Source organism: Pseudomonas sp. 2822-17 (genome assembly GCF_002742485.1).
In the GTDB taxonomy this organism is placed as follows: Bacteria; Pseudomonadota; Gammaproteobacteria; order Pseudomonadales; family Pseudomonadaceae; genus Aquipseudomonas; species Aquipseudomonas cyclaminis.
The window spans coordinates 1-12,887 of the sequence record NZ_LJRZ01000057.1 but is presented as its reverse complement, the minus strand read 5'-3'; the positions used below and the strand labels follow the sequence as shown (position 1 = coordinate 12,887).

12 protein-coding genes and 1 pseudogene are annotated in these 12,887 nt (G+C 60.2%); 6 read left to right on the top strand and 7 right to left on the bottom strand.

The features are described 5' to 3' along the window. Positions 1-70: 70 nt before the first annotated feature. Positions 71-946: an AraC family transcriptional regulator gene (locus tag AOA60_RS00865; RefSeq protein ID WP_099582773.1), complete on the top strand. Its 876-nt coding sequence runs from the start codon at positions 71-73 to the stop codon at positions 944-946. On the opposite strand, the gene AOA60_RS00860 is transcribed toward AOA60_RS00865, so the two are convergent. Together AOA60_RS00860 and AOA60_RS00855 are read right to left on the bottom strand one after the other, a co-directional pair. Further along, the gene (locus AOA60_RS00860) at positions 888-1,475 is read right to left on the bottom strand and encodes a LysE family translocator (protein ID WP_099582772.1); all 588 of its coding nucleotides are present in this window, start codon (positions 1,473-1,475) and stop codon (positions 888-890) included. The genes AOA60_RS00865 and AOA60_RS00860 overlap by 59 nt on opposite strands. 129 nt (positions 1,476-1,604) lie before the next feature. Next, complete coding sequence (locus AOA60_RS00855; protein WP_099582771.1) at positions 1,605-2,486, bottom strand: NAD(P)/FAD-dependent oxidoreductase; 882 nt, start codon at positions 2,484-2,486, stop codon at positions 1,605-1,607. A 145-nt stretch (positions 2,487-2,631) separates the two neighbouring features. On the opposite strand from AOA60_RS00855, the gene AOA60_RS00850 reads away from it, so the two are divergent. After that, a complete protein-coding gene (locus AOA60_RS00850) occupies positions 2,632-3,069 on the top strand; it encodes an Rrf2 family transcriptional regulator (protein WP_099582770.1) in 438 nt (145 codons plus the stop codon). Here AOA60_RS00850 and AOA60_RS00845 read toward each other — a convergent pair. Beyond that, the gene (locus tag AOA60_RS00845) at positions 3,066-3,695 is read right to left on the bottom strand and encodes a ribonuclease T2 (RefSeq protein ID WP_099582769.1); all 630 of its coding nucleotides are present in this window, start codon (positions 3,693-3,695) and stop codon (positions 3,066-3,068) included. The genes AOA60_RS00850 and AOA60_RS00845 overlap by 4 nt on opposite strands. Before the next feature lie 35 nt (positions 3,696-3,730). Then, positions 3,731-4,711, bottom strand: coding sequence for a Gfo/Idh/MocA family protein (locus AOA60_RS00840; protein ID WP_099582768.1), 981 nt, complete (start codon positions 4,709-4,711; stop codon positions 3,731-3,733). 127 nt (positions 4,712-4,838) lie between these two features. Here AOA60_RS00840 and AOA60_RS00835 point away from each other — a divergent pair, with 127 nt between their 5' ends. Then, positions 4,839-5,201 carry an NUDIX hydrolase gene (locus AOA60_RS00835; RefSeq protein WP_099582767.1) on the top strand — a complete coding sequence of 121 codons (363 nt, stop codon included), beginning with the start codon at positions 4,839-4,841 and terminating at the stop codon, positions 5,199-5,201. Between the two features lie 137 nt (positions 5,202-5,338). Beyond that, entirely contained in the window at positions 5,339-6,283 is a 945-nt protein-coding gene (locus AOA60_RS00830; RefSeq protein WP_099582766.1) for a sensor domain-containing diguanylate cyclase, read from the top strand. A 266-nt stretch (positions 6,284-6,549) separates the two neighbouring features. Here the strand turns inward: AOA60_RS00830 and AOA60_RS00825 are convergent, their stop codons facing one another. After that, complete coding sequence (locus AOA60_RS00825; RefSeq protein ID WP_099582765.1) at positions 6,550-7,605, bottom strand: AbrB family transcriptional regulator; 1,056 nt, start codon at positions 7,603-7,605, stop codon at positions 6,550-6,552. 106 nt (positions 7,606-7,711) lie between these two features. Between AOA60_RS00825 and AOA60_RS00820 the strand changes: the two genes are divergently transcribed. Further along, on the top strand, positions 7,712-8,611 hold the full coding sequence (locus AOA60_RS00820) for a LysR family transcriptional regulator (protein ID WP_099582764.1): 900 nt from the start codon (positions 7,712-7,714) through the stop codon (positions 8,609-8,611). Here AOA60_RS00820 and AOA60_RS00815 read toward each other — a convergent pair whose 3' ends face one another. Together AOA60_RS00815 and AOA60_RS00810 are read right to left on the bottom strand one after the other, a co-directional pair. Further along, positions 8,612-8,941 (bottom strand): hypothetical protein, encoded by a 330-nt coding sequence (locus tag AOA60_RS00815; protein ID WP_026139966.1) that lies wholly within the window; start codon positions 8,939-8,941, stop codon positions 8,612-8,614. A gap of 133 nt (positions 8,942-9,074) precedes the next feature. Beyond that, positions 9,075-11,576, bottom strand: coding sequence for a TonB-dependent siderophore receptor (locus AOA60_RS00810; RefSeq protein ID WP_099582763.1), 2,502 nt, complete (start codon positions 11,574-11,576; stop codon positions 9,075-9,077). A gap of 264 nt (positions 11,577-11,840) precedes the next feature. Between AOA60_RS00810 and AOA60_RS00805 the strand changes: the two are divergent. Beyond that, positions 11,841-12,887: pseudogene (locus AOA60_RS00805) on the top strand (type IV secretion protein Rhs); the annotation flags it as partial.

The window sequence follows — 12,887 nt, the reverse complement described above, 5'->3', positions numbered from 1 at the left end:
GCTTGAACAATCGCCGCGTTTGTATAAGGCTGCAGGCTTGCTTATTCGTTCACGTCAGGGAGTTGCCTCCATGCCCGCCTCTACCGCTCCGCTGTTCTGGCGTGATCCGGCGCTCGCGTTTCTCGAAGCGCGTAGCATCGCCGACGGGCGCAAGGTCACTTACACGCGGCATGCCCACGAACATTTCTCCATCGGTGCGGTCACGGCAGGCCGCAGTTATTACCACTACGGCGCGCAGACTTTCGAAATCAGCGCCGGCACGCTGGTGCTGATGAACCCCGGCGATGTCCACGCCTGCAATCCGATCGAAAACGAGCCGTGGTCGTACCAGATGCTGTACATCGACACGCCTTGGCTGACCGATCTGCAGCACCAGTTGGGCTTCAGCGCCGATCAGGGTTTTCGCCCGTTCAGTACGCCGTACAGCCGTGATCCGGTGCTCTACGAGGGTTTGCTGGAGCTGTACCGCATCGTCGTCGATGAACAGGCCGAGCACCTGCACAAGCAAAGCGCGCTGGTCAGTTACTTCAGCGATGTACAGCAACGCCTGAACCCGTCCGATACGCCTTTGCGCGAGGTCAACTACAAGCTGGAGCGCGCTGCCCAGTACATCCGAGCGCACTGCACGCTGGCATTGAAACTGGAAGACATCTGCCTGGCGGCCGAGTTGTCGCCGTCGTACCTGATCCGAGCATTCAAGCAGTATTACGGGCTGACGCCCCATGCGTTTTTGGTCAACCAGCGTATCCAGTTTGCCCGCAGCCAACTGCGTGAGGGCGGTCTGATCGCTGATGTAGCGCTTGCCGCAGGCTTTGCCGACCAGGCGCATTTTCAGCGTGCCTTCAAACTGCATTTTGCCGCCACGCCGGGGCAGTACCGCGACCGGCTCAAGCCATCAGCAAATAACCCACACTGGCCACCAGCAACGCGGCCATTGAGCGGTTGAACACACGCACGCCCTGAGGGTTGCTCAGGTAGCGGCGCAGAAAGGTGCCCGCGTAAGCCCAGCACGCCACCGACAGATAGCAGATCACCAGGTAGAGGCTCGCAAACAGCCACACTTGCCCGGCGTCGCCATCGGCCACAAACAGCCCCATCCCCGCCACGCAGGCCAACCAGGCCTTGGGGTTGAGCCATTGCATGATCGCGCCGTAGAGCATCGACGGTGCAGTGGCCGTGCCAACGGCGTCCAGGCGACCATCATCGACGGCAAGTTTCCAGGCCATGTACAGCAAAAAGGCCACGCCGCCCCATTGGATCAACTGGGTCAGGACCGGCCAGCGCAGCAGCACTTCATGCAAGCCCAGACCGATCAGCACCAGCAGCAAAGTGAAGCCGACGGCAGCGCCAAACACGTGTTTCTGACTGGCGACGAAGCCGAAGCGCGCACCAGAACTCAGCGCCACGACGTTGACCGGTCCCGGTGTGATGGAAGTGGCCAGGGCGAAGGCAGCCATGGAAATAATCAAGCTCATTGCGGTTCCCTTTTTATGGTGTTGCATAAAGAGGGTTCCACGGTATAAGGCCGCGCCGAAACGGTATTGAACAAAATCACCCTGGCAACGCACGGCACTGCTTCACAAACAGCTCACGGTCCCTGGCCTTCACATGATCAAGGAAAAATGCGCGCCCACGCCAGCACGTACGCCCTCGCCCACCGCCAGCGCTACCGAACCGGCGGCAAGGGACGTATCACCACAGGCAAACACACCGGGCACCGAGGTTTGGCGGGTTTCGTTGGTGTGCACATAAGGGCCCGTGGGGCCGTCGGCCAACTCACAGCCCAGGTGTTCCACCAGCGGACTGATCTGTGTGCGAGACATCGTGAACACGCCATCCAACGCAATGACGCGACCGTCAACCAACTCCAGGTCTGCACGTTCACCGCTGATAGCGCTGACGGCGGTGCTTTCCACACGGACTGCGCGCCGATCCAGCTGGAGCTTTTGCTCGGCATCCGGCGTGAATACGCCATTGGTGAACAAGGTGGTGGCGCCCCAATCGGGCAACATCAGCGCGTGGTGCATCGCCAAGGGCGAAGTCGCCAGGACGCCGATGCGGCCCTGCTCAAGCTCGTAGCCATGGCAGTACGGGCAATGGAACACCCGTTTGCCCCAGCGTTCTTTCAAGCCCGGGATCGCTGGCAACTCATCGACCACGCCGGTAGCCAGGATCAGGTGCCTGGCCTTGAACGCTCCGTTGCATGGGGTGCGCACGCTGAATCCGTCCAAGTGCCCGCTGGCCTGAACCACACTGTCCTGCACCCATGTGACCGTAGGGTACTCCATCAACTGGCTGCGCCCTTCGGCGGCGATGACCTGCGGCGGTTGGCCGTCCTGGCCAAGAAAGCCATGGGAGGTGGCTGCAAACCGGTTACGCCGTTGCCCCGCATCAATCACCAGCACCTTGCGCCGCGCCCGCGCCAGTTGCAGGCCCGCAGACAGGCCGGAATAGCTGCCGCCTATGATAATGACGTCATGCATCATGGAAGGTGACCTCATGTGATACGCACGCGGTTATCCGCGCGCTTTCACGACACACCATAAGTTACGTAAAAATACGCCGTCAAGTGTCTCGCAACTTATCGGGTTACGAACGATACTTTGCGCCAGCTCAACCTGAGGTTTATCGATGAGAAATGACACCCGGCTTTCGCGCATGCTGCACGTGTTGATCCACATGGGGCGCCACGAGGAACGCGCCACGTCGCAGACGATTGCGCAAATGCTCGGCACCAACCCGGTGGTGGTGCGGCGCACCCTTGGCCGGCTCAAGGAGAAAGGCTATGTGCGCTCGGAAAAGGGCCACCAGGGCGGCTGGAGCTTGGGTAAACCCCTGAGTGAGATCACCCTGCTGGATATTCACAGCGCGCTGGGCACGCCATCGATCTTCGCGATCGGCCTCTCGACCGATCACCCGGAGTGCCTGGTGGAACAAGCAGTGAATGCTGCCCTTACCGACGCTTTCGAACAGGCCCAGGCGCTGCTCTTGAAGCGTCTGGGCAAGGTGACACTGGCACAATTGGCCGAAGACTTTGACGAGCGTTATCGACTGGCAATGCTGCCCTAGCGCTGCGCAGGAATGCGGATATCGCCCTCGCGGCATTGGGTTTTCACACTGCGCGGGCAGCCGGCGAACGCCAGGTCCTTGGTCAGGCACACGCGCACTTCCGACAGCACCTTGCCTTTGCAAATCACGGCCACCCCATGATTGCCCATGCGCGGGTTGCTCTCGCGAAACAACGCCTCGATCTCAGAGGCAGGCAACGATGGCGGTGTATTGAACGGCTGCAGCTGCGTTGGAACGGCAACAACGCCCAGTGCCGCGTCGGTTTTCTCCAGGTAGGCCAGCGGTTCAAGCCCGCTGCAAGTGCCGTGCTTGGCCCACTCGTGCTTGAGCAGCGAACGGGTGGGGAACAGTGCGGCGCCCTTGTCCAGCTCTTCGCGGGACAAGGACGACTGCGGGTTACAGGACGCCGGCCACCCGCCCTTGGCGTATTGCGGCCACAGGCCGTGCAGCACAAATCCGTAGCCTTTGCCCGAACACTGCTCATTGTCCGGGTGCGTCAGGCAAAACGTCGGCGACCATGACAGCGACAACACATAAAAATCAAACTCTCCAGGCGTCCCCTGACTCCGTGGGGCCGCCATAGCACCTGTAGCGAACACGAGGCACAACGTTATCCAGTATTTCATCCGTCTATTTCCTTGAAAAAGCAGGTATATCGCGCCTAGCCGGGATGATGGGGGTTACGTTGTAGCACCTTGTCCAGGATCCGGTCGGTCTTCAACGCCTCGATGGCCAGCGACGGATGCTCGGCTTCATCACGTATATGCGCGTTCATGGCCAACACGTGGTGCCACTGGATATGCGTGTGGCACGGCACGTCCAGCACTTGGTTGATCTCACCTTCGAGATGCAGCGGTTGGTCTTCGAAGACCGCAAACGTGATGCGGCCCCTGCTGCCGATCAGCTCGACTTTGTCTTCCCGGCGGTCGGCAACAAAGTTCCAGCACCCCATGCCCAATGCGCCCGAGCTGAAGGTCCAGCAGGCGGTAACCGCGTCCTCGGCCACATAGCGCCCGGCCTGACGTGCGCTAAAGCCCGACACCTCGACGATATCGCCGGCCAGGTACTGGAACAGGTCAAACCCATGGCTGGCCAGGTCGGCAAAGTAACCGCCACCAGCGACCAGCGGGTCGGTACGCCAATTGGCGGCGCTGGCGTCCTCGGCAGCAGGAGGTTTGCACAGGGTCCAGGTGAGCTGGCGCAGTTCGCCGATGCGACCGTCGCGCAACCAGTCGCGTACTTGCACAAAGCGCGGCAGCGAACGGCGGTAGTAGGAGACAAACAGATGCAGCCCGGCGCGCTCGAAGGTGCGTTGCATCAACGCACTTTGCTCGGCATTCAGTGCCATAGGTTTTTCGACGCAACAGTGCTTGCCGGCCGCAGCCACCATCAGGCTGTATTCGAGGTGGCTGTCGGGCGGAGTGGCGATGTACACCGCGTCCACTTCGGGGTCGTTGATCAGCGCCTGGGCGTCGGTATAAAACCGGGCAATCCCATGGCGTGTCGCATAATCGCGCACGGCGGCTTCGCGGCGCCCCATCACGGCCACCAGGGCCGAACCTGGCGCTTTGTAGAAAGCGGGTCCACTCTTCAATTCAGTGACACTGCCACAACCGATCATGCCCCAACGTACGGTGCTCATCTCTTTCCCTCGTGCGTTTTGTTCAGTCGGGCAGTATCCACATAGCTGCGCCGACACGCCATAAACAGTTAGCATGACAATTGCATTACACTTTTATGACAATCATCCCGGGGCGGGGGCACAGACGATGAAAATCAGGGCAACGGTCATTTGCGAACACGACGGGCATATCCTCTTCGTGCGCAAGGCCAGATCAAAATGGGCCTTGCCCGGCGGCAAGGTCGAGCGTGACGAACGCCCGGTGGGCGCCGCCGAACGCGAGTTGGAAGAAGAAACCGGGTTGAACGTGGATGGCCTGCTGTACCTGCAGGAACTGAAGGCCCGCGACACGCTGCATCACGTGTTCGAAGCGTCAGTGGTGAATATTGCGCAGGCGCGGCCGTGCAACGAGATCGCCGATTGCCAGTGGTACGCCTATGGCGCACTGGACCAGTTGGACACCACCGATGCCACCAGACACATCGTCAAATCCTTTCTGCGTCGCCTGTAACCCCCAGTGGCTGGCCGACATCTTGGCGCCAAAAAGCGCCTGTCACGACCTCTCGTCTGCTGCCCCGGCTTACGCTTGACTCAAGGTGTCAATCAAAAGAGGCTCTTGGCTATTCGCCACCATCCCCGAGCACGCCCATGAGCATCGATCCCCCGAGCCAGCCCGACAGTGACGTGTACCGAACGCTGCTGGAGTCGACCAAAGCCATCCCCTGGCGCATCGACTGGCAGACCATGACCTTCAGCTATATCGGCCCGCAGATCGAGACATTGCTGGGCTGGACCCCGCAAAGCTGGGTCAGCGTGGACGACTGGGTCGAGCGCATGCACCCGGATGACCGGGAATACGTGGTGAATTTCTGTGTGTCGCAGTCCCGCGCCGGCGTGGACCACGAGGCGGATTACCGAGCGCTCACGGTCAACGGCGACTATGTGTGGATTCGTGATGTGGTGCACGTGGTGCGCAAGGATGGCGAGGTCGAAGCCCTGATCGGCTTTATGTTCGATATCAGCGAACGCAAGAAAACCGAAGAGCACTTGATACGCCTGCAAAAACAACTTGAGGAATATTCCTATCAGGACGGTCTCACCGGCATCGCCAACCGGCGCATGTTCGACACCGTGCTTGAGCGCGAATGGGCCAGCGCCCTGCGCAGCCAGTTGCCACTATCGTTGCTCATCCTGGATATCGATTTCTTCAAGCAGTACAACGATCACTACGGCCATATCAAGGGTGATGAATGCCTGCGTCAGGTCGCACGCACGCTGTCCCAGGCGGCCAATCGACCCAGGGATTTCATTGCGCGTATAGGCGGTGAAGAGTTTGTATGGCTGCTACCGGAGACCGACGCGGCATCAGCCAAACAGGTGGCGCGGCGTTGCCTGCACCTGATCTGCCAGCAGCAGATCGAGCATGGCTTTTCGGCAGTGTCGAACCTGCTGACCCTGAGCCTGGGCGTCGGTACACGTATCGTCACACCCGACAGCCCGATGCTGGGTTTTGTCGAGGATGTCGACAAATTGCTTTATCAAGCCAAACGCAATGGACGGATGCGCGCGGAGTTTGCAGAGGGTGAAGTTTGACGCTGGCGGTCAAATTCCAGGCAAAAAAAATCCCAAGTAGCTGATGGAAACTTGGGATTTAAAAATGCATAAACCGTGGGAGGTGAACGCCCGGCTATAGTAACGACTGTAAAAACGTGTAACAAGACTATTTCAATCCATTCGTCGGATTAAAAGTTGCGTAAGTCCTTCAATAACCACATGTTTTTTAAGGTGGTGAGAAATTCCAGTGCCACTTTTTGGTGCAACTATCGGGTATATTTCCACTTATAAAAAGGGGTTATTGACTACCATAACGCTGCACGCTTTGAAGTTCGTTCATCAGGCACTTGGTTCAATAGACGATACAACGGCAGGCACGCGGCCTGGATCAATAGCATGCGGATCACTTGCATCGCCGTCACCAACGTGACCGCCAGCCCCAGCGCCTCGGCAGTCAGGCTCATTTCCGGGGCGCTGCCCGGCATCATGCCCAGGGCCAGCGACAGCCACGACAGGCCCAGCCACGTCCCCAGCCCCCAAGCGGCCAACCCGGTGGCAATCACCGAACCTGCCATCAACACCACTACCTTCAGTAGAAAGCCCGGCGCACGACGGAAAAAACCTCTGTCAAACGCAGCGCCCAGAGCGCAGCCAATCAATAGCTGGCCCGCGCCGCTCAGCCATCCCGGCATGCTCATCGACAAGTTATTGCAGCCCACCCCCACCGCACAGATCACGAACGGCCCGAATGTCCACGGGTTAGGCACGTTGCAGTGTTTGAAACCCAGCGCCGCCAACCAGCCCATGGCCAGGATGAAAACCAGCCAGGGCCAAATCACCGGCAAAGGGGCCTGTGCAACCCCAGGCGATAGGCCAAAGGTCGCAATAGCGGGCACGGCCAGCAGGATCAGCAACAAGCGGACACTGTGGGCAGCCGCGATAAAACCGGTGTCCGCCTGGCGTTGACGGCCCAAGTGGACCATCTCGCTGGAATTGGCCGGCATCAGTGCGAAGAACGCCGTGCCGAACGGCACACCCCAGCGATTAAGGATCAACACCGAACACAGTGCCAACACCAGGGTCAGCAACACCGCCGTGACGATCAATCCAAGATGGGCCGCCACTTGCTGCATCACCGGCAAGGTGAAATGGCAACCGATGGCGACCGCCACGATCAATTGCCCGGCTTGGCGGCCGTGGGGGATTTCAGGGGCTGGGCCGCCGGTGCAACGGGTTATCAGCACCGCAAGCAGCGAGCCAATGACCCATGGCAACGGCCATCCCGCCCAACTGGCGAGGCTGGCGCCCAAGGCGCCAATGATCAGGGTGATAAGCCAATACGGGCGAAGAGTGAGGAACATGATAAATCCGGCATGGAGAAGAGTGCCGACAGGTTATAGACTCGACCTCATCACAGAAAATATCCATTTGTTAAGCAACTCATCACTCTTTGTTATGCGAGCTTGTATGAACTTGAAAGCCTTGGAATATTGCGTCGAAATCGCCCGTCAAGGCAGCTTCACCAAAGCTGCTCAGGCCCTGCATGTGGCGCAACCGGCGTTGAGCATGGCGGTGGGTCGGCTGGAGGATGAGTTGGGGGTGGCCCTGTTCAACCGGGCCACGCGACAGATCAGTGTCACGGCAGAAGGCCAGTTGTTTCTGGCGCGTGCTGAAGCCTGCCTGCAGGGGTTGCAAGGCGCGCGGCGCGAACTGCAAGACTTGACCCAATTGCACAGCGGCGAGATCCGCGTCGGCGTGCCGCCCATGTATGGCATCCGCCATATTCCCGAGTTGCTGATGCAGTTCCGTGCCCGCTACCCCGGCATCGCGATGCATGTCGTGGAAGGCAGCGCCGATGACATCAGCGAGCGCCTGGCCACACGGGACATTGATGTCGCGCTGCTGGAGTCGCGGCGCGTCGATCCGGGCTGGGAGTCGGTGTTGCTTGGCAGCGATGAAATGGTGTTGTGCATGGCTGAGCAGCACCGGCTGGCGCGAGCGGCGTCGATTTCGGCGCCCCAGTTGCAGGACGAAGCAATGCTGGTGTTCGACAACACCTTCCTGCAACGCCACCTGCTGGACACCTTTTGCAGCAATGCCCGCGTGCGTTTCAATATCGCCCTGGAGAGTAACTTCGTGCCGCTGGTGATTGCCGCTACCCGCAGCGGAATGGGCGTCTCCACCCTGCTGCGCTCGGTCCAGGAGCAAGAACCGGCAATCGCCGGCGTGTCTTTCGAGCCCGCCCAGTTCATGCACTTCAACCTGTGCTGGCGCGCCAGTGAGTACCTGTCCCAGGCCAATCGACGGTTTATTGAAACGGCCAAGTTGTTCTTTCAGGAAGATGCCGGCTCGCCGCTGTCGCGATGATCACTTGCGTGCGACTTTGTAGCGAACACAGTCCTGATAGAAGCTTTGGCGGATCGCCTCGGGCTTGAGGCGTGAACGGCTGTCGTAGGTCTGCTCGGTGATGCCCATGGCCATCATGCGCATCCACGACTTGTTGAACTTGATCGTCTGGATCTTCTGCCGCGCAGCGTACAGCGATACCCCTGACAGCTTGAGTTCCTGGGCCCTGGCGGCGGTGCCGGCGCCCCAACTGCACATGTACTTGTCACCCTCGCGCAGTTCCCGAGCCTGCACGGCAGCCGCGCCGCCGGCCAGGGAGCAGGCGATCAGCATGATTCCAACATTGCGCATTTGCATCCCCACCTAACCGCCTGAAAATAAAAGCGATTCTGGCGAGGATTTTGTTACAAAGGGGCCATTAAATTGCCTTATCGACAAAACTTTATGGCCACAATTAAGCCCCTCACCCAGGAAGTTCAGGCGTTTACCACTGATAAGTCGCACTCGCCTGCACCGTACGCTGCGAGCCATACCAGCACCACGAGTACGAATAGCACGACGCGACATACTCTTTATTCGCCAGGTTAGTGGCGTTCAGCGCCAGGCGCAGGTTGTCCTTGAGGTTGACGATGTTCTTGATGTCGTAGTGCACCGCCGCATCGAACAAGGTGTAGCCCGGTACTTTCAGAGTGTTAGCCGTATCGCCCCACGAGGAACCGACATAACGCGCCCCCGCCCCTGCCCCAAACCCCTTGAGGTTGCCGTCATGGAAGGTGTAATCCGCCCACGCCGAGGCCGTGTGGCGCGGAACCGCGTAGGTGGTGGTGCCCTCGGCATTGATCGCCGGGCCTACGCCGATGTCGCTGATGGGCGCATAACGCACGGTGTTGTTGGACTTGCTGATGCGATTGTCCAGGTACGCGTAGGCCGCAGTGATGTCCAGGTTGTCATTGAGGCTGGCCTTGCCTTCCAGTTCAAACCCACGGGATTGCACTTCGCCATCCTGGCTCTGGCAGCGTCCGGTGCCGCACAGGTGCGTAGGGTCCGGATCGGTTGTCAGGACGTTGCTCTGGCGCAGGTCAAAGATTGCCGCGGTGATAAAGCTATTGCTGCCCGGCGGCTGGTACTTGATGCCGATTTCATACTGCTTGCCTTCGGTCGGCTTGAACACCGAGCCACCATACCCAGTGCCTGATTGGGGGTTGAAAGACTCCGAGTAACTGGCATACGGCGCCAGGCCATTATCGAACAGATAAACCAGACCGACGCGCCCGGTGAAGGCTTTGCTGTCCAGCGAGGACTGGCTCTTGGTCGCCGTGCGCAGGGTCTTCGTGGTGCTGTCAGTGCTGGCCCAGTCATAGCGACCGCCCAGCAGCAACACCCACTTGTCCCACTTCATCTGTTCTTGCAGGTAGACGCCGGTCTGTTCGCTGCGCGACGTGCCGTCGGTGGTGTACGCCGGTACCGCAACGGCGGCGCCGTAGACCGGGTTGAAAATATCCAGGGTCGGCCCGGCAGTGTAGATGCCTGAACCGGACAGGGTATCGGTGCTGGTGTTCTGATAGTCGAGCCCCATCAGCAAGGTGTGCTGCAACGGGCCGGTGTCGAATCTGGCTTGTACCTGGTTGTCGAGGGTATACGCATCCATGTCCACATCGGTGGCGATGGTCGAACGGCGGATGGTCCGGTAATCCGTCATCAGGTAGTTGCTGTAGAGGCTGCGGTACTGGCCTTCGCTGCGCAGGTAACGCGCGTTCTGGCGCACGGTCCACACATCATCGAAGTGATGTTCGAAGGCGTAGCCGATGGAATAGTACTCGCGGTCGCTCTCCTCGAAACTCTTTTCCCCATCATACAAATCCACATCGATGCTGCGCCCGGTCGGGCTGTGCAACACCGAGCCCCAGGCCGGCACCGAGCCGTAGGACGCGCCTTTAGGGTCCTTCTGGAAATGCCCAAGCAGGGTCAGCGACGTGGCGTCGTCCGGGCGCCAGGTGAACGCGCTGGACAGCGACTGGCGACGGGTCTCGGTGTGTTCGACCTGGCCGTCGGCGTCGTCGAACAGTCCGGCGACGCGGTAGGAATACACGCCCTGATCGTCAATCGGCCCGCTCAAATCGAAGGTGGTGCGCTTCTTGTTGAAGGTGCCGTATTCCACGCCCACTTCATGAAACGGCGTGTCCAGCGGGCGCTTGGTGACCATGTTGATCACCCCGCTCGGCGTGCCCTGGCCGTACAGCACCGACGCCGGGCCGCGCAGCACTTCGACGCGCTCCAGGTCGAAGGCGTCTTTTTGCGGCAAGGCGTCACGGCTCGACGGCATGCGCAGGCCATCAAGATAAGTGGCCGGCGCGAAGCCGCGGATGGTCAGCTGGTCCAGACGCGAGGCGGTAGCGCCACGGGTTTCCGGGACCACGGCGGCGCTGTAGCGCAGGATCTGGTTAAGGCTCTCGGCGTTCTGCGCACGCATCTGGTCCTTGGTGACGATGGAGATCGACTGCGGCGTTTCGATCAGCGCGGTGTCGGTCTTGGTCCCGGACATGCTGCGCGTGGCCACATAACCGGACACCGGCCCGGTGGGACTTTCGGCCTGGTAGGCGCCGCTGATCGTGGTGGCCTGCAACTCCATGGCGCCGCCGTTATCCGGGATGGCTTCCAAGCGGTAACGGTCGGCGGAAATCTTCAGGGCTTGCAAGCCGCTGCCGACCAGCAGCTGGCTCAGTGCCACATCGGTGTCGTATTGCCCGCTCAAGCCATTGCTGACCTTGCCTCGGGTCAAGCTTGCATCAAACGCCAGCACCAACCCCGCCTGCTCGGCCAGGCTATTGAGGGCCTGGCTCAAGTCACCGGCCCGGATCTGGAAGCTGCGCACGGCGCTGCTGCTTGCTTGGGCATAGGCGGATTGGACATTCAGCAACGGCACGGCGGCAAAAGCCACCGCCGCTGACAGGGCCAGTGGATGCAAGGGACGAGCGAGGCGCGACATGGGAAATCCTGGGTCATGGAGGTTCTATTAACCATGACGGCCATGTCCGCAAATCGGGCAAGGATGAGAGCAGTTTTTATTTGAGGTGGTTTATCCAGGCCTTGCTGCAATCAGTCGGCTCGCTTTTTTGTGTAGCCCTTTGAGGTGGGTTTACGCGGTTTTTCTCCAGCATTTGTCAGCCCATTCTGATTTTCCAAACCGTTCATCCCGCCGCTTTTTCCTGCAGCAGACTCCGACGCCTTGCCCTCTGCCGAGACGTCACGGATGACCCACGCTGCCCACATTGCCTCTATCGAACATGAGCTGGATGGCTTTCATCAGAGCCTGGCGGTGTATCGCCAGCAGATGGGGGCCTGGTATTCGCGGGCGCTGGACTCAGTGAGCCATGCGGCGGATATGCCGTCGTTGCTGGGGATGGATCGGGTGGTGCGGATGGGTGATTCGCACGCCACAGCGAGCATGGCCGACCCGGATTTCATGGGCAGCGTTGCCATCTGCCAGTTGGGCGGCGAGCTGAAGATCGAGAGCAAGTTCGAGTCGGCGTATGACGTGCCGATCGGTGGCATCCCGGTCGAGGTGGTTGGGCTGGATGACGGTAGTTCCACGGTAGTCATGCTTGATGAGCACGGCAGAGGTTCCCACTACTGCACTGCCGGTGGACGCTATCAGGTGCGGGTGCAGGGCGGTGTTTCGGAACAGCAGGTGGAGGCGCTGTTTGCCTCCTACGCAGGGCTGACGGCGGACCTTGAGCAGTGGCTTAGGTCGCAATGGACCGGTTTTAAACCCCATTGGGAGGTGTCCACCGCCAGTGCGATTGGCAATGGCCTGTTGGCGGGCAGTTGGGCCGCAATCATGGACGTGTGGGGCAGCATCAAGCTGGTTCAGGCGATCCTTGAAGACCCGCTGAAATATGCTGAACAGCTGGGAGCAGAAGCCGCCAAATTGGCGCAAATCGCTACCGATGCGCCCAAGGTCATGGAACAGGCGATGTTGCTCGCCAGTGACGAAGCGGCACTGTTTCTGTTGGTGCGCACGGCGATGCTGTGGCTGGACGCCTTACCGCCCGGCCAGATCGCACAGGTGGGCGCAGGTTTTGTAGTGGCGTTGTTGATTGACCTGGTGATTGGCGCAGTGCTGACCATCGCCCTGCCCGCAGCGGGTGTGGCGTATTTGAGTGTCCGGCTGGTCAAGTACGGCGCGCAGATGCTGAAGGCGGCGCTGGGTTTTGTTGAGGCTCTGCTGAAGATTCTGACCCGGTTTATGCAGGCCGTGGATCGCTATAAGGCGGTGGCGGTTCGCGGGGTGGTGGGC

Coding starts and splice junctions, on each gene's coding strand:
- AOA60_RS00810 (WP_099582763.1), bottom strand. CDS start 11,576: ATGTCGCGCCTCGCTCGTCCCTTGCATCCACTGGCCCTGTCAGCGGCG.
- AOA60_RS00850 (WP_099582770.1), top strand. CDS start 2,632: ATGAGAAATGACACCCGGCTTTCGCGCATGCTGCACGTGTTGATCCAC.
- AOA60_RS00865 (WP_099582773.1), top strand. CDS start 71: ATGCCCGCCTCTACCGCTCCGCTGTTCTGGCGTGATCCGGCGCTCGCG.
- AOA60_RS00860 (WP_099582772.1), bottom strand. CDS start 1,475: ATGAGCTTGATTATTTCCATGGCTGCCTTCGCCCTGGCCACTTCCATC.
- AOA60_RS00855 (WP_099582771.1), bottom strand. CDS start 2,486: ATGATGCATGACGTCATTATCATAGGCGGCAGCTATTCCGGCCTGTCT.
- AOA60_RS00815 (WP_026139966.1), bottom strand. CDS start 8,941: ATGCGCAATGTTGGAATCATGCTGATCGCCTGCTCCCTGGCCGGCGGC.
- AOA60_RS00840 (WP_099582768.1), bottom strand. CDS start 4,711: ATGAGCACCGTACGTTGGGGCATGATCGGTTGTGGCAGTGTCACTGAA.
- AOA60_RS00830 (WP_099582766.1), top strand. CDS start 5,339: ATGAGCATCGATCCCCCGAGCCAGCCCGACAGTGACGTGTACCGAACG.
- AOA60_RS00825 (WP_099582765.1), bottom strand. CDS start 7,605: ATGTTCCTCACTCTTCGCCCGTATTGGCTTATCACCCTGATCATTGGC.
- AOA60_RS00835 (WP_099582767.1), top strand. CDS start 4,839: ATGAAAATCAGGGCAACGGTCATTTGCGAACACGACGGGCATATCCTC.
- AOA60_RS00820 (WP_099582764.1), top strand. CDS start 7,712: ATGAACTTGAAAGCCTTGGAATATTGCGTCGAAATCGCCCGTCAAGGC.
- AOA60_RS00845 (WP_099582769.1), bottom strand. CDS start 3,695: ATGAAATACTGGATAACGTTGTGCCTCGTGTTCGCTACAGGTGCTATG.